This is a genomic window from Phycicoccus sp. M110.8 (assembly GCF_032464895.1).
Taxonomy (GTDB): domain Bacteria; phylum Actinomycetota; class Actinomycetes; order Actinomycetales; family Dermatophilaceae; genus Pedococcus.
The window spans coordinates 694,435-711,125 of the sequence record NZ_JAWDIC010000001.1 but is presented as its reverse complement, the minus strand read 5'-3'; the positions used below and the strand labels follow the sequence as shown (position 1 = coordinate 711,125).

Genomic DNA, 16,691 nt, shown 5'->3' with positions numbered 1-16,691 from the left:
CTGGTCGGTGGAGGTCCTGCCAGCCCGCCAGACCGAGATCCGCATCCCGGTGGCCGAGTTGGTTGAAGCATTCGAAGGCGCCTGGCGTGACCTGATGGCGACGGAGGTGGCTCCCGCCTCGGAGCAGGCGCCGCAAACAAGGCTGCTCGCGGACCTGGGTATGACGGTCGAGTCGAGCCGAGCCACCGAGACCATCCCGCTCGGCCGTTCCGACCAGCGCACCGCGGGATTCGCGCGGACCGAGGTCCAGGCGTCCCGGCCAATCCCCAGCGAGCACGGCAACCTCACGGCCTTCCTCCACGACGACCACGGCATCAGTTTTGTCTTCGGGGCCACCCAGCCCCTGCCGCGCAGCGCGGCCAGCCTGGCTCGGATCTCGCGTCACGATGGCATGTGGCGGGTGCGTGTCACTGTCGACACCCAGAGCTTCGGGGTTGACCGGGCAGTCGTGGTCCTGGTGGCCCGACGCAGCGGTCAGCGGATCGAACTACCGACGCAGCTGCTCCCGCAGGATGCTGGGCACGAGCCGTCCGGTCACCGGAGATCACTCGTCGTCGCCGAGATCCGACAGGATCTGCTCCTGGGAAGGTTCGATCGCCCCGAGTACCTCGACGCGCGTCTGGTGCTGGACCTCACCGGCTTCCCCGAACCGGTCGAGGTCATGGTGCGCCGCATCGCCCCCAGAGCGCGGCTGTTCCTCAACGCCTCGATCTTCTCGGACGGCCTGCACGCGGCCGAGCTGAGGGCATACCGCACCTTCAAGGCGGGGGCCCTCGCCCTCGAGCTGCGACCGATGGACCCAGACGCGGTGACCACTGCGCGGTCCGCCTGGCTCAACGCCAAGCGCCTGCGATGGCGCAGCCGGCATCGACCCGTCTGGATGGTGGGGGAACGTCCGGAGACGGCGCAGGACACGGGACTGGCCATGTACGAGTACCTGCGGGAATGCCACCCGGAGATCGACGCCCGCTACGTCATCACGGCCGACTCTCCCGACCGGCACCGGCTCAGGGACGAGCAGGGCGTGGTCGAGCTCGGCAGCCGCGCACACGTCGAGACCAGCCTGGCGGCACGGCGCATCCTCAGTTCGCACCACGCCGACTACCTGTTGGCGGCACGTGGCCCGGCCTTCCAACGCGCCGTGAAGGCCCGACGGGTCTTCCTCCAGCACGGGGTCATGGGAACCAAGAACATGGTGACGAACTACGGATATGACGCCCCCGGGTTCACGGCGGAGGCCTTCATCGTGAGCTCGGAGCGCGAGCGCCGCATGATCTGCGAGGACTTCGGGTGGCCTGCTCGGCGGGTCTTCGTCACGGGACTGTCCCGGTACGATCGGCTCTTCGATCGCCGGCCCGCCCCGGAGCGACGCGTCCTCATCATGCCGACGTGGCGGGATTGGCTCAAGAACCCCGACGCCGTCGCCTCGAGCGATTTCCTTGCCCGGTGGAGCGCGCTCCTCAGCTCACCTGAGTTCCTCGGGTTCCTGAAGCAGCACGACCTCACGGCCGACTTCTACCTGCACGCGAACATGCAGCCGTACGTCGGACTGTTCGACCTGTCGCACGTGAACGTCATCGTGCACGGTGAGACGGGCATCCAGGACCTGCTCCTGCGCTCGAAGCTCATGATCACCGACTACACCAGTGCGGCGATCGACTTCGCCTTCCTCGACCGTCCGGTCGTCTACTACCAGTTCGACCGCAACCGGTTCATCGGAAAACGACCGTCCCACTTCGACCTCGACGAGGAGCTGCCCGGGGAGATCGCCATGACCCTGCCCGAGGTCATGGAGGTCCTGACGCAGGTTGCCGGACGCGACTTCGCGATCAGCCGGTCCGCGCGCGACAAGGCGTCCAACCTCATCGCCCACCGCGACACAGGTGCCCGCGAGCGGATCGTTGACGCCGTCCGCCGTGCGCCGCGGCGCAGGCTCGTGGGCCCGGGACTGCGGGACGCCTTCGGGACCGCCAGGCGAGTCAGCGCCAGGCTCCGCCGAAACCCCAGGTACAAGTCGCTGCGCGAGCGCGTGCGGACCCCCGCCCTCCGGTGGGCCTACTCGCTGGCGCGGGTCCTTCCCCGCAGCGGAGCGATCGTGTTCGAGAGCAACCTCGGCGCGGACACGGGAGACAGCCCCGGCGCGATCTACGAGGCCATGCGGGCCGAGGGGATTGCACGTCGAGCGCTGTGGGTGGTGCAGCCGGACGTTCACGCGCCCGCCGGGGCCCGTGCGGTGCGGCGCCTGAGCTTCCCCTATGTCTGGGCGATGGGGAGGGCCAGCGTGTGGATCGGCAACCAGAACATGCCGTCCTGGATGCGCAGGCCGTCCGCGGTGGCTTACCTCCAGACGTGGCACGGCACGCCATTGAAGAGGATGCTGCACGACCTCGACACGATCGTGGGACGGGATGCGGGGTACGTGTGCCGGGTCGACCAGATGATCTCCGAGTGGTCGATGCTCCTGTCGCCGAGCCCATGGGCCACGGAGCGCTTCCGTTCAGCGTTCCGCTACTCGGGTGACGTCATCGAGGCGGGCTACCCGCGCAACGACGTCCTCGCCGACGAGCGGACCCGGGAGCGCGCGGCGGCGGTCCGCAAGCAGCTTGGGCTGGCGCGGAGCAAGAAGGTGGTGCTCTACGCGCCCACCTTCCGGGACGACCAGGCCGTGGGCAAGCGCTTCACATTCGCGCTCCCGCTCGACGTCAAGGCCATGCTCGACCAGCTGGGGGAGGAGTACGAGCTCATCGTGCGCCTTCACCCCATCATCCGGGGTCGGGTGCGGCTGCCGCGCGGAGTCCACAACGGCGGTACGCGGTTCCAGATGCAGGACCTCCTCGCCTGCGCAGACGTCCTCATCACCGACTACTCGTCCGTGATGTTCGACTACGCCGTGCTGCAGCGGCCGATGATCTTCTTCGTCCCCGACCTCGAGCAGTACCGCGACAACCTGCGCGGGTTCTACTTCGACTTCGAGCGTGAGGCGCCTGGACCGCTCGTCCGGACCACCCAAGAGGTCATCGAGCTGCTGCGAAACGGCGAGGCGCTTCACTCCCGTGGTGCCGAGCTCGAGGCGTTCCGCCAGCGCTTCTGCCCGCTCGACGACGGGCGCGCTGCCAAGCGTGTGGTGGAGGAACTGCAGCGCCGGGGTGTGCTGTGATGCCCGGGACGAGGTCCACGGCAGGGCCCGTTAGGATCGCGCCGTGAGTGCCGCCAGTCGAGCCGCTGCCGTCTGGCAGCGCCGCCAAGTCCTGCGCACCCTGGTGGTCCGGGACCTCAGGGTCCGTTACGCGCAGTCGTGGCTCGGCTACGTGTGGACCGTCCTCGACCCTCTGGCGATGAGCCTGATCTACTTCGTCGTCTTCGTGGGCATTTTCAAGCGCGGGGACGTCGGGCACCGTCCCTACTTCCTGTTCCTCGTGATCGGGCTGCTCTCGTGGCAGCTCTTCAGCTCCTCGGTGACCGACACCGCCCGGTCTCTCATCCAGGACGCGCGACTGGTGCGCTCCACCAACCTTCCCAGGGAGATCTGGGTGGTCCGGGTGGTGCTGGCCAAGACCGTGGAGTACCTCTACGCCCTCCCGGTCCTGGTGCTGTTCACGGTCGTCTATGCCGTGCGTGGCGAAGTCCACTTCAACTCCCGGCTGCTCCTCTTCCCGGTCGGGATCCTCCTGCAGTTCGTGCTCCTGGTGGGCGTCGGGTTGTTGCTCGCGCCGGTCACGGCATTGGTGAACGACATGCAGCGTGTCGTGCGCATCCTGCTGCGGATGGCCTTCTACCTGACGCCCGTCCTGTACGCCCCGTCGCGTGTGCCGGAGCCGTGGCGCCTGCTCATCGACCTGAACCCCATGACGGGCGTGCTCGAGCTGCTGCGGGCCGGCTTCTTCCACGACGAGCTCCAGTGGAGATCGGTCTGGGTGTCACTGGTCGGCGGCGTGGTGCTTCTGGTGGTGGGGTCATGGGCATTCACCAGGCTCGAACGCAGCGTCCTCAAGGAGATCTGAGTCGTGAGCGTGCTCATCCGTGCCGACGACGTCGGCGTCGAGTTCTACCAGTCGCGCCGCCGCAAGCTGTCGGTTCGGGAGATGCTCCTGCAGCGACGGACAACCCATCGCAGCGACAAGTTCTGGGCGGTCCGGCACGCCACCTTCGACATCCACGAGGGGGAGGCGGTCGGCCTCGTGGGCGCCAACGGCTCCGGGAAGAGCACGCTGCTCAAGATGATCGCTGGCGTGCTCCTGCCCGACGAGGGAACGGTGGAGGTCAACGCCGGTGTGGCCCCGCTCATCGAGCTGACGGGTGGGTTCAAGGGCGAGCTCACCGCACGGGACAACATCTACCTCACCGCTGGGCTGCACGGCCTGTCCGCGAGCCAGGTCGACGAGCGGTTCGACGACATCGTCGGGTTCGCCGGCCCGCAGGTTCGCAAGGCTCTCGACATGCCCTTTCGCCACTTCAGCTCGGGTATGCAGGTACGTCTGGGCTTCTCGGTCATCACCACGTTGGACGAGCCGATCATCCTTGTGGACGAGGTCCTCGCCGTCGGCGACCGCAAGTTCCGTGAGCAGTGCCAAGCCAGGATGGAGAGCCTTCTCGCCGAGGGGCGAACCCTCTTCCTCGTGAGCCACAACGAGTCGGACCTCAAGCGCTTCTGCACCCGCGGGCTCTACATGCGCCAGGGAGACCTCGTCCTAGACGGCTCCATCACCGAGACGCTCGATGCCTACAAGGCGGACGCGGACGGATGACGGGCACCCCCACCGTCACGTACGTCATGCCCGTGCTCAACGAGGCGGCCAGGCTGGGCACCGCGGTCAGGTCCGTGCTGGCTCAGGACTACCCGGGGCAGCAGACCATGGTCATCGCGGTCGGGCCATCGACCGACGGCACGGAGGAGGTCGCAGCTGAGCTGGCGCGACAGGACTCGCGCGTGACCGTGGTCGACAACCCCGATGCCCACATTCCCTCTGGGCTCAATCGCGCGATCAGCAGGTCGACGGGTGACGTCGTGGTCAGGGTCGATGCCCACACGGAGCTGCCGGAGGGCTACACCGCGACCATGGTCGACACCCTCGTGCGCACGGGCGCCGCCAACGTGGGTGGTGTGATGACCGCACGAGGCGAATCACCGGTCCAGGCGGCGATCGCACGCGCCTACAACAGCCCGGTTGGTCTCGGCGGCGGGGTCTACCACGGCGGAGGGGTCGAGGGGCCGGCGGACTCGGCGTACCTCGGCGTCTTCCGGCGCCAGGTCCTCTGCGAGGTCGGCGGCTTCGACGAGACCATCCTGCGCGGTGAGGACTACGAGCTCAACCAGCGGATCATCGCTGCCGGCCACCTCGTGTGGCTGCGGCCCGACGTCGCCGTGACGTACTGGCCGCGGAGTTCGTGGGCGGACCTCGCACGGCAGATGTGGGCCACTGGGGCGTGGCGTGGCGAGATCTTCCGCCGTCAGCAGCGCTCCCCGGTCCGGTACCTTGTCGCACCCTCGCTGGTGGCCGGACTGGCCGCGTCGCTGGCCGTCGCGGGCTCCCGAGCGCTGGGTGCGGCGCCGTCGGCCGTCAGGATCGTGCACACGGCCCCCGTTGCGTATGCCGCCTTCCTGGGCATTGCCTCGGTCCGCGCTCTGGGGGGCGACAGTCCTCGGGACTGGGCCTACAACGCCGGGGCCCTCGCGACGATGCACGTCTCGTGGGGGGCGGGGTTCTGGAAGGGGTTCGTGCGGGGCGCGGTCGGCACCCTGGACCGGTCACGACTCAGATGAGCTGCTCCCGGTCCAGCCGATCGACGATCCGTCGGCTGCAGGCGCCGTCGTCCAGCGGATTGAAGCGCGCCCGCCACGCGGCATAGCGTCCCGCCCACTGCGGCGCGTCTGCCTCTGCGTCGAGCACTCGCCGGGCGCACTCGGCGGTGGTCGAGACCAGCGGGCCGGGAGCGCGCGCGGCCAGGTCCCAGTAGAACCCGCGACCGCGGCCCGCGTAGTCCGCCAGGTCGGGGACGTGGAAGACCATGGGGCGACCGCCCGCGCTGAAGTCGAACATGACCGAGGAGTAGTCGGTCACCAGCACGTCGGCGAGCGCGAGGAGAGGCGACGCATCCGGAAAGCGCGTCACGTCCAGCACGCGGTCGCCCACGCTGGCACCGCGCTCGTGCATGGTGCGGGCGTGTCCCCGGACCATGACCGTCCAGTCGGCGCCGAGCGCGTCAGCCAGCGCCGAGGCGTCGAGCTGGTGGGCGGCACCGAGGTCGCCATCCCGCCAGGTGGGTGCGTAGAGGACGACCTTCGGGGTCCGGACGCCGAGCTCGTCGCGCAGGCCGTCGGGCTCTCCGCGGACGATGACGTCGTCGCGTGGGTATCCCTCGACCCACATCCGGCGGGTCACGGCATACGACCGACGGAGGATCCGCGACGCCGACGGGGACTGGGCGAGGGTGACCGTCCAGCGGCTCGACTGCTTCACCACCGCGAGGCGGTCACGTAGGCCCAGGTCGGAGCGGCCGAGCGCGATGCGCTTGAGCGGGGTGCCGTGCCAAGTCTGCACGACGGTCTGCCCCCGACGAGGGCGCCAGTCGTCCCGGATCCAGTCGTTGACCACGACGAGCCGGGAGCTCTCGCGTGCCTGCTCCCACGCGGCAGTGCCGACCACGACGGCCGTGGCACCAGGTGGGACGGCGACGTCCGAGGACTCGACCGACCAGAAGCGCTCGACGCTCGGCCACCGCCTGGCGATTTCCCGGTCGAGCGCCAAGGGGTTGCAGGAGGCGTTACGGCCGTAGTAGCTCTCGAAGAACACGGGCCCGCGCCCCGCGTCGCCAGCCCGGTCGTGCGCGGACGGCCGAGTAACCCGGGTCAGTGCCAGGACGTGGTCGACGATGCGGGCGGCGCTCCGACCGTCACGGTGGGAGTGGTACCGGTCGGCGATGGCCCTGCTGCGAGCCAGGGCGGCATCGCGCTGCGCTCCCTCGTCGAGGACGGCGTCGAGGTGGGACAGGGTCTGCTCCCAGCTGACGCTCGTGGTGCCGCCCGTCAAGGAGTCGTAGGGCTCGTACAGGCCGTGGCTGAGCGAGTACTGCTCGACGTCGCTGGCGAAGAAGACGATGGGACGGCCGGTCACGGCGAAGTCGAACAGGATGGACGAGTAGTCCGTCACCAGTGCGTCCACAGCCCAGAGAACCGCGTTCACCTCGGGCTCCACCGAGGCCGGCACGAGACGCACCCGTGGCGACCGGGGCGTGTACCGGCCGGCACCGAGCGGGTGCTGGCGGACCAGCAGGGTGCCATCGCGACGCTCCAGCCACGCCTCGAGCCGAGACCACTCCTCGCGGTCGGGGACGTCCGGGTCGTGACCCCCGTCGCGCCAGGTAGGTGCATAGAGGACGACGGGGCCGCCGGGCAGGGCACCCACGGCGGACACCAGGCGCTGTCGAGCCTGCTGCCCCCGCTCCGCCGGGGTCCCAGCGAACAGCACGTCCGTCCGCGGCTCGCCCAGGACGGGGACACGCTCCGCCGGGAGACCGAACGCGCTGGCGAGTCTCGGGGCGATGATGTCGGACGAGACCGGCAGGACGCTGATGCGACGCGTGCCCCGCCGGTACATGCCACGCAGCGCGGCGCGAACCGCTGGCACCCGGCCGATCATCGGGAAGTCGAGCGCCGCCGGGCTGTCCAGGTGCAGTCGCTTGAGCGGTGCGCCGTGCCACAGCTGCACGACGACGGCCCCGTGGACGGCGTACCGGTTGACGTCGCCGAAGCCGTGGGTGACCACGACGACCCCCGCACGCTGCGTGAGCCACCACCCGCGGAGCGACCCTCGCGGAGCGTGCAGCAACCCCAGGTCCTCGGCACGGTGTTCGTCCCCCGGCGACCCCGTCAGCCACGTGACCGACGGCGCTGGACTGCGGCGAGCCACCTCCCGGACCAGCGCCAAGGCTCCGTCGTGGACGCCGAAGGCGCTGCCGACCACCCACCGGTCGTTGCGGCGGGGGACGAGCAGCGCGGCAACCTGGCCGATCGCGTAGAGGGGAAGGGCGAGCACCTTGCGCGTGTTGCCGGCCGCGAAGGTGAATGAGCCACGAGCGGGCACGTCAGCCCTCGCCCCACTGCGACCGCCGGTGGGTCACGGCATCCGTGCAGGCCTGGACGAACCGACGCATGCTCGACCCAGGGGTCGTGTCGCCGAAGTGGTGCTCCACCAGGGCGGCCAGAGCCTGTCGGTGCTGGAGGTCCGTCTCGCTGCTCAGCAGCTCCAGGACGCGAGGCGTCTCATCCACGGACAGCCGCGGCAACCGTGCCGTGGTGGGCCCCACCGACCGGGCGTCGCCCTTGGCGGCCGTGAGCAGTATCGGTTTGCCGGTGGCCAACCAGTCGAACGCGACGGCCGAGACGTCGCAGATGCACTGGTCAGCCTCGTCGAGCTGCCAACCCCAGACGCTCGAGGTGTCGACCCGGTGACCCGCGGCGGGGTCGGCGGCCGCGGCCCGCTCGATCCGGGTGCGGATGGCCCGGTCGGCCCGGCGAGCGGCGGCGGACACCCGCCCGGTCTGCGGATGTGGACGGTAGACCAGCCGGTGACCCGAGCTCTGGAGCACTGCCGCGGCGATGGCCTCGCCCTGCGAGGCCACGGACCCGTATGCCATGGCTGGGGAGTCCCCCTCCCAGGTGGGGGCGTACAGCACGGTGACACGGTCGCTGGAAGGCAGGTGTCGGACGGCGTCGTGCACGTCCACCTGCGGCCGCCCGACGTCGACGAAGGCTGCGGGGTCGAAGTCGAAGAGGTTCTCGAGGATCCGGTGGCGTGCCGCGGGGCCGGCAGTGAAGACCAGGTCGTAGGCCTTGAGCTGGTTCGACACCATCGAGACCTTCTCGCTCTCACCGTGACTGAGGTGCGCGTGGGCTGGCCGGGGCAGCCGCAGGGTCTGGAAGTTCTGGGTGTTCTGGTTGACGTACACGACCAGGGCGACCCCCGACCGTGTCAGCCAACCGTTGCACTCCTCGGCCCGACGGGACATCCGGACCGGGAGCCCGGTCATCGAGGCGAGCCGGATGGCGTGACCGGCCTGGCGACAGAGGACGGCGACGCGGACGTGTCGTGCCAGCTCCTCGAGCGGCCCCAGCCACATCGTCGCCTGGTACAGCTGTGCCGGCTCCGCGGAGAAGAACAGCACGACGTCGAAGGACTCCTCCCGCCCACGGACTCGCAAGCCGTCGTGCCGGGACTCCAGCACCCGGTCGGTCGCGAGCAGGCGAGCCCGTCCCGCGAGGTCACCGGCCGCCTCGAACCCCCGACGGGCGCTGCCGCGCAGGCGTGCGAAGCGGATCATCGTAGTGCTGACCTCCGGCGGTGCTGGTGGGGTCACCACCCTATCGAGGGCGTGTGCGGGCGGTTCGGGGTCCGCGACGTTGTGAACAAAATGCCCATACGGTGTCTGCGGCCACAGGAGGCGCACTACCCTCTCCGTGTCACCCACGATTGGATCTCGCATGACCTCTGCCCTGCTACTGCCCCGTCGTCGCCGGGTCGCCGGCGCGGCCGTCCTCGCCGGCGGCGCCCTGCTCGCGGGCAGTGCGCTCCCCGCCGTCGCCGCGGCGGACGACGTGGTGGTGGTCGGCCACGGCTGGGGGCACGGGCGCGGCATGGGGCAGTACGGGGCGTACGGCTACGTGGTCGACAACGGCTGGAAGTACTCCACGGTCCTGAACCACTTCTACGGGGGCACCAAGCCCGGAAGCATCGGCAACCCGGTGATCGGGGTCCGGCTGCTGTCCCTGGAGCCCGCCACCGACACCTGGGTGACCAGTGACAAGGACTTCACCGCTGGTGGCTACCGCGTGGCAGGCGGCTCTGCGGCCAGGGTCGTCTGGTCGACGACCACGAACGGCTGGCGACTGGAGACGAAGTACAACGGTTGCACGACGGGGGCCACGGCCTGGGGGACCACCGCCAAGGCGCAGACGGCCGCCCTCGTGACACCAGGGACCGGCCTCACCGACACCCTCCTCGTGTGTGCCAACAACCGCGGCTACCTCGGCAGCCTGCGCTGGGTGCGCGACGGCTCCGCAACACGGCTCGTCAACGACGTCCCCGTCGAGTCCTATTTGCGCGGCGTGGTCCCCAGCGAGTCGCCGGCCAGCTGGGCAGACGTGCGCGAGGGCTGGGGCATCGAGGCGCTCAAGGCGCAGGCAGTCGCGGCCCGCAGCTACGCGTGGACGCAGAACCGCTACGCCTACGCCAAGACCTGCGACACGACGAGCTGCCAGGTGTACGGCGGCCGCAGTTCCGCAGGGGTCTCCGTCGCGGACCCGCGCACGGACGAGGCGATCTCGGCGACCCGCGGCGAGGTCCGCGTCAGCTCGACCGGAGCCGTGGTGTCGACCGAGTTCTCGTCGTCGACGGGAGGCTGGACGGCCGGGGGCGCCTTCCCGGTGATCCGGGACGACGGTGACCTGCACTCGCCGAACCACGCCTGGACCGTGCGTCTGTCCGGGGCGGCGATCGCGACCCGCTACGGGGTGGGCACCTTCCGGCAGCTCAAAGTGGTCACGAGCACCGGGGTCGGTGGCTCCGGGCGCGTCACGGCGCTCGACGTGGTGGGCAGCACGAGGACCGTGCGAGTCAGCGGAAACGCCTTCGCCGCCGCGTACGGCCTGAAGTCGACATGGTTCTACCCGGCCGTGCAGCCGGTGCAGCAGGCCACGAACGTCCGCTACGTCCGCCTGGCCCACGCCCCCGAGGTGTACCGGCTCTACTCGGCCCCCAACGGCTCCTGGACCGACCGGGGGTGGGTCACCGCCACCGACTACGCGGCGTCGGGGAGGCCGCCGGTCACCGTCGTCAAGCCCAACTACCAGCGCCTGGCGTGGTCCTCGACCGTGTATGCCGTCTACCAGTGGCCGGGCGAGGCCCGCCCGCAGGTGAACGCCCTGAGCGCAACGACGTGGCAGTCGCTCGGGTCGCCCACCCCGACGGTCGTCGGCAACCTGTGGGGCACCATGTGGTGGCGCAACAGCGGTGAGAAGGCCGTGTACGCGGAGACGCCGCTGCTCTCGGAGGCGCCGCACCACGTGACGCCGGCCGAGTGGCAGGCAGCGCAGGCGGCGGGCGCCGTCCAGGTCGTCCGCTGACCGTTCCGGTGGTGCCGCCGACTGCGCCGGTGAGCCGGGAGCCGCAGAGTCACCGGCGGCGGACCACCGTGCCCTGCGGGGTCGGGGCCGTCGGGCCGGAGATCGGCACGGTGACCGTGCCGCCCTGGAATGCCTGGACGAGGGTCGTCCCGACTGTCCGCTGCTCGCCGGTGGGGTAGCCAAGGGCCCCGGCGGGGCCACCGCGCTGGAGGTAGGTGAGAAGGATCCGACCCGACACCCCGTGAGCGCCGAGCCCGGAGCGGTAGTACACGTTGCCCTGGGTGAAGGTCTGGACGACGCCACCGGAGGGCAGGACCGACTCGGCGGTCCTGGGATAGCCAACGGGACTGAGCCCGGCTCCCGGCGCGAGCCAGTAGCCGCGGATCGCGCCGAAGAGCGGCTGGGCGCCGGTCGCCGACGAGTAGACGGCGAGGTGGCCGTCCTGGAACGCGACCTGGCTGCCGCCGGGGACGGCCGCCTCGTCCGCGAGTGGGGCTCCCCATACGGCCGGACCGCCGAGGTGCCAGTAGAGGCGGTCGTTGCCCGGCCCGACGAGCCGGGTCGAGGAGCCCACGGCATACATGGCGAAGCCCCGCTGGAACACCGTCCGCCGGCCGAAGGAGACCGGGCCCTCACCCTTGAGCACCGGGCCGAGGGCGCTGCGGAGTCCACCGCTTGCGGCCCAGCGCTTGTAGATGGCGCTGGACGTGAACGAGGTCTTGGACTGCACGGTGCTCCGGATGGTGCCCAGACGTCCGTAGAGGACGGCCCCGGGGCAGCCCGTCGGCCATAGGTCGCGGTGACCGACGATGAACGGCACCGTGACCCTGGTGCCTTCGGGGTACTTGGACGTGCTGCTGCGGCTGGTCAGGACCGAGCTGCTGGTCGCGTTCCGGTAGAACATCGACTCACGCCAGGCCATCAGGGTGGTGAGGGCCGAGAGCGCGGACGAGCTGGGCGCCACGCTGTCGTAGGTGCCCAGCACCGAGACCCCGAAGGTGTCCGTGTTGAAGCCGCCTGTGTGTGCGCCGATCACAGGGAGGTCGAGGCCGCCGTAGCGGCCCTCGAAGATCTGACCGAACTTGTCGACGAGGGCGTTGTAGCCGATGTCGCACCAGCCCTGTCCGTTGACGTGGTAGGCGTAGATGCCGCGAACGATGGAGGCAGACTGCGCGGCGGTGTAGCTGTTGGTCCCGGCCGTGTGGTGGACCACCATCGCGGAGGTCGTCGAGGCCATGTAGTCGGTGCACGTGCGCATCGACTCGTCCGCCCCCCAGCCCCTGCGGGAGATGATCCTCGGCTGCGCCGGGACCGCGGTCGCCGCACCGGCCGGAGTGGTCGCCGGGACGTCGGCAGGCGAGGAGCCGGGCGCCACGACCTCGACCCTGCCGCGGCGCATGATCCGCCCTTCGGCGAAGTCGTAGCGGATCTGGACCCGGGTGACCGGCCCGGTCCACACCGGCTCCGTCCCCACTCTGGTCTTCCGCCCTGCCCTGGTGGCCACCGAGTCGTCCTCGGCGCTGACCTCGGTCTGGGTCCACGCCGTCCACGTGCCGTCGTCCCGCAGCCCTCGGACCCGGAGGGTGGTGCCCGCGGGCGGAGCCTGCTCGTGCGGCCACGTGACACCGACAAGCGAACCCGTCGCCATGCCGGTCGCCACCTCGTCGCTGGTGGTGAGCTTCCGGCTCCCTGCGCCTGCCGTGCGGCTCACCGGGAGCCGGTCCATCCCAAGCTGCGTGACGTGGGTCGCGACCGGGTGGGGGGCCGCTCGACCGTGGCCGCCCACCACGGGGGAGATGGTGAAGCCGGTCGCGAGGACCAGGCTCAGCACCCCCGTGCGCGAGACGGTCGAGGCAAGCAGGGTTCGCGGGGAGAAGGGCATGTCGGTCCGATCCCTCTGTTTGACACCTTTTGGCCGAGTTCGATGCTGCCGGGCGAGCCGGTCGACGGACCGCCGCGCCATCCCATCGTTACCGGATGGTGACCGGGCAGCTCCGGCTCAGCCGACGTCGACGGTGAAGTCGGGCTCGGTCCGGTCTCGCACCTCGTCCTCGGTGACGCCCTCGGCGAGCTCGCGCAGCACGAGACCGTCGTCGGTGACGTCGAAGACGCACAGGTCGGTGATGATCCGCTGGACGACGCCGCGACCGGTGTAGGGCAGCGAGCACTCGTCGACGATCTTGTACGAGCCGTCCTTGGCGTTGTGCTCCATGAGGACGATGACCTTCTTGGCGCCGTGCACGAGGTCCATCGCGCCACCCATGCCTTTGACCATCTTGCCGGGGATCATCCAGTTGGCGATGTCACCCTTCGCGGAGACCTGCATCGCGCCGAGGATGGCCGCGTCGACCTTGCCGCCACGGATCATCCCGAAGGACGTGGCCGAGTCGAAGAAGGAGGAGCCGCGCCGCAGGGTGACGGTCTCTTTGCCGGCGTTGATGAGGTCGGGGTCCTCCTCCCCGTCGACGGGGTAGGCGCCGACGCCCAGGATGCCGTTCTCGGACTGCAGCACGATCTCCACGTCGTCGGGGACGTAGTTCGGCACGAGGGTCGGCAGGCCGATGCCGAGGTTGACGTACGAGCCGTCGGACAGCTCGCGGGCGGCCCGGGCCGCCATCTGCTCACGGGTCAGTGCCATGTCAGGCCTCCTGCTTCGGTCGGACGGTCCGGCGCTCGATCCGCTTGTCGGCGGCCTGCTCGGCGGTCAGTGGCAGCACGCGGTGCACGTAGATGCCGGGCAGGTGAATCGTGTCGGGGTCGAGCTCGCCGGGCTCGACGAGCTCCTCGACCTCCGCGATGGTGACGCGCCCCGCCATGGCGGCCAGGGGGTTGAAGTTGCGGGCGGACTTGTTGAAGACGAGGTTGCCGTGCCGGTCGCCCTTCCAGGCGCGCACGAGGCCGAAGTCCGCGACGATGGCGTGCTCGAGGACGAACTCCTTGTCCTCGCCGTCGACCGTGAAGACCTTGGTCTCCTTGCGCGGTGACTCCTTGACGACGTTGCCGTCGGCGTCGTACTTCCACGGGAGGCCGCCCTCGGCGACCTGGGTGCCGGCGCCGGTCACCGTGTAGAAGGCCGGTATGCCGGAGCCGCCGGCCCGCAGCCGCTCGGCCAGGGTGCCCTGCGGGGTGAGCTCGACCTCGAGCTCGCCGTGGAGGTACTGGCGCTCGAACTCCTTGTTCTCCCCGACGTAGGAGGAGACCATCCGGCGGATCCGCTTGTCCTTGAGCAGGATCCCGAGCCCCCAGTCGTCGACGCCGCAGTTGTTGCTGATCGCCTCGAGCTCGCTCACCCCCGCGTCGTGGATCGCCGCGATGAGCACGCTCGGGATGCCGCAGAGCCCGAAACCGCCCACCGACAGGGAGGAGCCGTCGACGATCCCGTCGATGGCCTCGGCAGCAGTGGAGACGACTTTGTCCATGGCGTGGACTCTAGTGGGCCGGTGATGGGCGTCCTGCGTGGTGCCTCCCCACCGTCCCGCCGGAACCGCGTGGCCCGACCACACCCCGGTCCGCCCGACGTGGGGTGCCGGCCGGCTGGGGGCCGGTGACGGCACCCGTCACGCACCGGTGAGGCACCCGTCACGCATCGGTGACGGCACCTGTCACGCATCGGTGATGGCACCGGCCGGGGCACCGGACGCGGGTGGCATCGTCCGAACGGCTGATGAAAGGAGGAGTTCCACGTCTGTAGTTCCCGCCACGGGCTTGTGACGGCTGTGAACTGCTGGGACAAATGTCTGGCCCGGTTGCACGACACAACCGGGTGCCCCCGTCGAACCCGCCGCACCGTCCCTGCGGCACACACTCCCGGAGCGTCAGCCAGTGCGAGCGTCCTACGCGGTCCGCGCCATCGGTGCCGTCACCATCCCCGCCGTCACCCTCCCGCTCGCCGCCGCCTCGGTGAGCGCCTCGGTGCTGCCGGCCGCGGCGACGGTGAAGATCCCGCCGCCCCCGAGCAAGGCGCTCCCGGCGGCCCTCGACATCGCCGAGCCCTACGTCGGCCAGAGCACCTGCGACCCGACCGCGAAGCCGTACGTCGTGAAGTTCGGCGACCTGCTCAAGAGCCACTACGCCTCGGTGACGACCACGTCGTACGGCATCGGCCGCAACTGCAACAGCGGCGTCACCGAGCACTCCGAGGGCCGTGCGCTCGACTGGATGCTGAGCGTCAACGACCCCACGCAGAAGGCGGTCGCCGACTCGGTGACCCAGTGGCTGTCCGCGCCCGACGCCCAGGGCCGTCCCGGCGCCATGGCCCGCCGCTTCGGGATCATGTACATCATCTGGAACCGCAAGATGTGGCGGGCGTACGACCCGGGCCGTGGCTGGGCGCCCTACACCGGCTCGGCCCCGCACACCGACCACATCCACTTCTCGTTCTCGTGGGACGGCGCCTACGGCCGCACGTCCTGGTGGACCGGCAAGGCGCTGGAGACCGTCGCCGGACGACCCGGCACACCGTTGCCGACAACGCCCCCCACAGCCCCCTCAGCCGTCTACACCGTGCTCACCGAGTGGGCCACGGGAGCGGACGTCGTCCTCGTGCAGAAGGTGTTGAAGGTCCCCGCGGACGGTGTCTTCGGGCCCAAGACCCTGGCGGCACTCGTCGCCTGGCAGAAGGCGCAGAAGCTGCCGGTGACCGGCAAGCTCGACTCCGCCACGTGGGCCCGCCTGATCGCGCTCAAGCTGGTCCCCTCGCGGCCGGTCTCCTCGACGACAGCGCCGACGACCCCCGCCAAGCCCACTCCCGCGGTGCCGCCCACTCCCGCGGTGCCGCCCACTCCCGCGGTGCCGGGCACGCCTGCGGGCGCTGCGTCGAGCCCACTTGCGCCCTATGCGAAGACGACGCTCAAGCGCGGCTCGACCGGCGCAGCCGTCCGAGCCCTGCAGAAGGCGCTGTCGGTCACCGTCGACGGAGGCTACGGGCCCATCACCGAGGCCGCCGTCAAGGCGTTCCAGACCCGACGCAACCTGCCGGCCAACGGCGTCTGCGGGCCGGCGACCTGGTCGGCCCTCATGGGGGCGGCAGTGGCCTCGTCCCCGGGGGCGGGCCACGGCACCACCTCGGGATCAGGCGGCGCATCCGGAGGCAGCACGGTGTCGCGCGACGCGACGCGCACCTCCACGCCGTACACCGCGTTGATGTCCACCGTCCTGCGCTCGGGGTCGAAGGGTTCTGCTGTCAAGGCCCTCCAGCGTGCGCTCGGCGGAGTGTCGGTCGATGGCGCCTACGGGCCTCGAACCACCGCTGCCGTCACGTCCTTCCAGAAGTCGCACCGCCTGCCCGTCACCGGCGTGGCCGACGGCAGGCTGTGGCGGGCGCTGGAGCTGCGCGACTACCCCCTTCACGCGTACTACGACACGGTGCTGCGCACCGGGTCGCGCGGTGCGGCCGTGGTGGCTCTGCAGAGGGCGCTGCGAGTCACCGCCGACGGCGCCTACGGGCCCAGGACCACCGCAGCTGTCAAGGCCCTGCAGGGCCGCGCCAAGCTGGCGCGAACCGGCACCGTGGCGACTCTCACGTGGAAGGCGCTGGAGGCCGAGCTTCGCAGGCGCTGACCCCCGGCGCGTG

General features: G+C 70.4%; 11 protein-coding genes. 6 read left to right on the top strand and 5 right to left on the bottom strand.

What is annotated here, in order from left to right; all coding sequences use genetic code 11:
• The first annotated feature begins 94 nt into the window (after nt 1–94).
• Genes RKE38_RS03360 through RKE38_RS03345 form a run of 4 tightly spaced genes read left to right on the top strand, consistent with a single transcriptional unit; the run spans nt 95 to nt 5,761 of the window.
• The gene (locus tag RKE38_RS03360) at nt 95–3,157 is read left to right on the top strand and encodes a CDP-glycerol glycerophosphotransferase family protein (protein ID WP_316006033.1); all 3,063 of its coding nucleotides are present in this window, start codon (nt 95–97) and stop codon (nt 3,155–3,157) included.
• 43 nt (nt 3,158–3,200) lie between these two features.
• A complete protein-coding gene (locus tag RKE38_RS03355) occupies nt 3,201–4,001 on the top strand; it encodes an ABC transporter permease (RefSeq protein ID WP_316006032.1) in 801 nt (266 codons plus the stop codon).
• A 3-nt stretch (nt 4,002–4,004) separates the two neighbouring features.
• Nucleotides 4,005–4,745, top strand: coding sequence for an ABC transporter ATP-binding protein (locus RKE38_RS03350; RefSeq protein ID WP_316006031.1), 741 nt, complete (start codon nt 4,005–4,007; stop codon nt 4,743–4,745).
• The gene (locus RKE38_RS03345) at nt 4,742–5,761 is read left to right on the top strand and encodes a glycosyltransferase family 2 protein (protein WP_316006030.1); all 1,020 of its coding nucleotides are present in this window, start codon (nt 4,742–4,744) and stop codon (nt 5,759–5,761) included. The genes RKE38_RS03350 and RKE38_RS03345 overlap by 4 nt, the downstream gene beginning before the upstream one ends.
• Here RKE38_RS03345 and RKE38_RS03340 read toward each other — a convergent pair.
• A complete protein-coding gene (locus tag RKE38_RS03340) occupies nt 5,754–8,081 on the bottom strand; it encodes a CDP-glycerol glycerophosphotransferase family protein (protein ID WP_316006029.1) in 2,328 nt (775 codons plus the stop codon). The genes RKE38_RS03345 and RKE38_RS03340 overlap by 8 nt on opposite strands.
• A gap of 1 nt (nt 8,082) precedes the next feature.
• Nucleotides 8,083–9,318, bottom strand: coding sequence for a CDP-glycerol glycerophosphotransferase family protein (locus tag RKE38_RS03335; protein WP_316006028.1), 1,236 nt, complete (start codon nt 9,316–9,318; stop codon nt 8,083–8,085).
• A gap of 160 nt (nt 9,319–9,478) precedes the next feature.
• On the opposite strand from RKE38_RS03335, the gene RKE38_RS03330 reads away from it, so the two are divergent.
• Nucleotides 9,479–11,119, top strand: a complete 1,641-nt coding sequence (locus tag RKE38_RS03330) for a SpoIID/LytB domain-containing protein (RefSeq protein WP_316006027.1) — start codon at nt 9,479–9,481, stop codon at nt 11,117–11,119.
• Nucleotides 11,120–11,168: 49 nt separating this feature from the next.
• On the opposite strand, the gene RKE38_RS03325 is transcribed toward RKE38_RS03330, so the two are convergent.
• The 3 genes from RKE38_RS03325 to RKE38_RS03315 all read right to left on the bottom strand — a co-directional run bounded on the left by RKE38_RS03325 (nt 11,169) and on the right by RKE38_RS03315 (nt 14,538).
• Nucleotides 11,169–13,001, bottom strand: coding sequence for an N-acetylmuramoyl-L-alanine amidase (locus tag RKE38_RS03325; protein ID WP_316006026.1), 1,833 nt, complete (start codon nt 12,999–13,001; stop codon nt 11,169–11,171).
• A 117-nt stretch (nt 13,002–13,118) separates the two neighbouring features.
• The gene (locus RKE38_RS03320) at nt 13,119–13,757 is read right to left on the bottom strand and encodes a CoA transferase subunit B (RefSeq protein WP_316006025.1); all 639 of its coding nucleotides are present in this window, start codon (nt 13,755–13,757) and stop codon (nt 13,119–13,121) included.
• Nucleotide 13,758: 1 nt separating this feature from the next.
• Nucleotides 13,759–14,538 (bottom strand): CoA transferase subunit A, encoded by a 780-nt coding sequence (locus RKE38_RS03315; RefSeq protein WP_316006024.1) that lies wholly within the window; start codon nt 14,536–14,538, stop codon nt 13,759–13,761.
• 403 nt (nt 14,539–14,941) lie between these two features.
• Between RKE38_RS03315 and RKE38_RS03310 the strand changes: the two genes are divergently transcribed.
• The gene (locus RKE38_RS03310; protein WP_316006023.1) at nt 14,942–16,678 is read left to right on the top strand and encodes a peptidoglycan-binding domain-containing protein; all 1,737 of its coding nucleotides are present in this window, start codon (nt 14,942–14,944) and stop codon (nt 16,676–16,678) included.
• Nucleotides 16,679–16,691 lie beyond the last annotated feature (13 nt).

What these genes read in the sequence shown, in the direction of transcription:
- RKE38_RS03360 (WP_316006033.1), top strand. Translation starts at nt 95, where the DNA reads ATGGCGACGGAGGTGGCTCCCGCCTCGGAGCAGGCGCCGCAAACAAGG.
- RKE38_RS03345 (WP_316006030.1), top strand. Translation starts at nt 4,742, where the DNA reads ATGACGGGCACCCCCACCGTCACGTACGTCATGCCCGTGCTCAACGAG.
- RKE38_RS03335 (WP_316006028.1), bottom strand. Translation starts at nt 9,318, where the DNA reads ATGATCCGCTTCGCACGCCTGCGCGGCAGCGCCCGTCGGGGGTTCGAG.
- RKE38_RS03330 (WP_316006027.1), top strand. Translation starts at nt 9,479, where the DNA reads ATGACCTCTGCCCTGCTACTGCCCCGTCGTCGCCGGGTCGCCGGCGCG.
- RKE38_RS03325 (WP_316006026.1), bottom strand. Translation starts at nt 13,001, where the DNA reads ATGCCCTTCTCCCCGCGAACCCTGCTTGCCTCGACCGTCTCGCGCACG.
- RKE38_RS03320 (WP_316006025.1), bottom strand. Translation starts at nt 13,757, where the DNA reads ATGGCACTGACCCGTGAGCAGATGGCGGCCCGGGCCGCCCGCGAGCTG.
- RKE38_RS03315 (WP_316006024.1), bottom strand. Translation starts at nt 14,538, where the DNA reads ATGGACAAAGTCGTCTCCACTGCTGCCGAGGCCATCGACGGGATCGTC.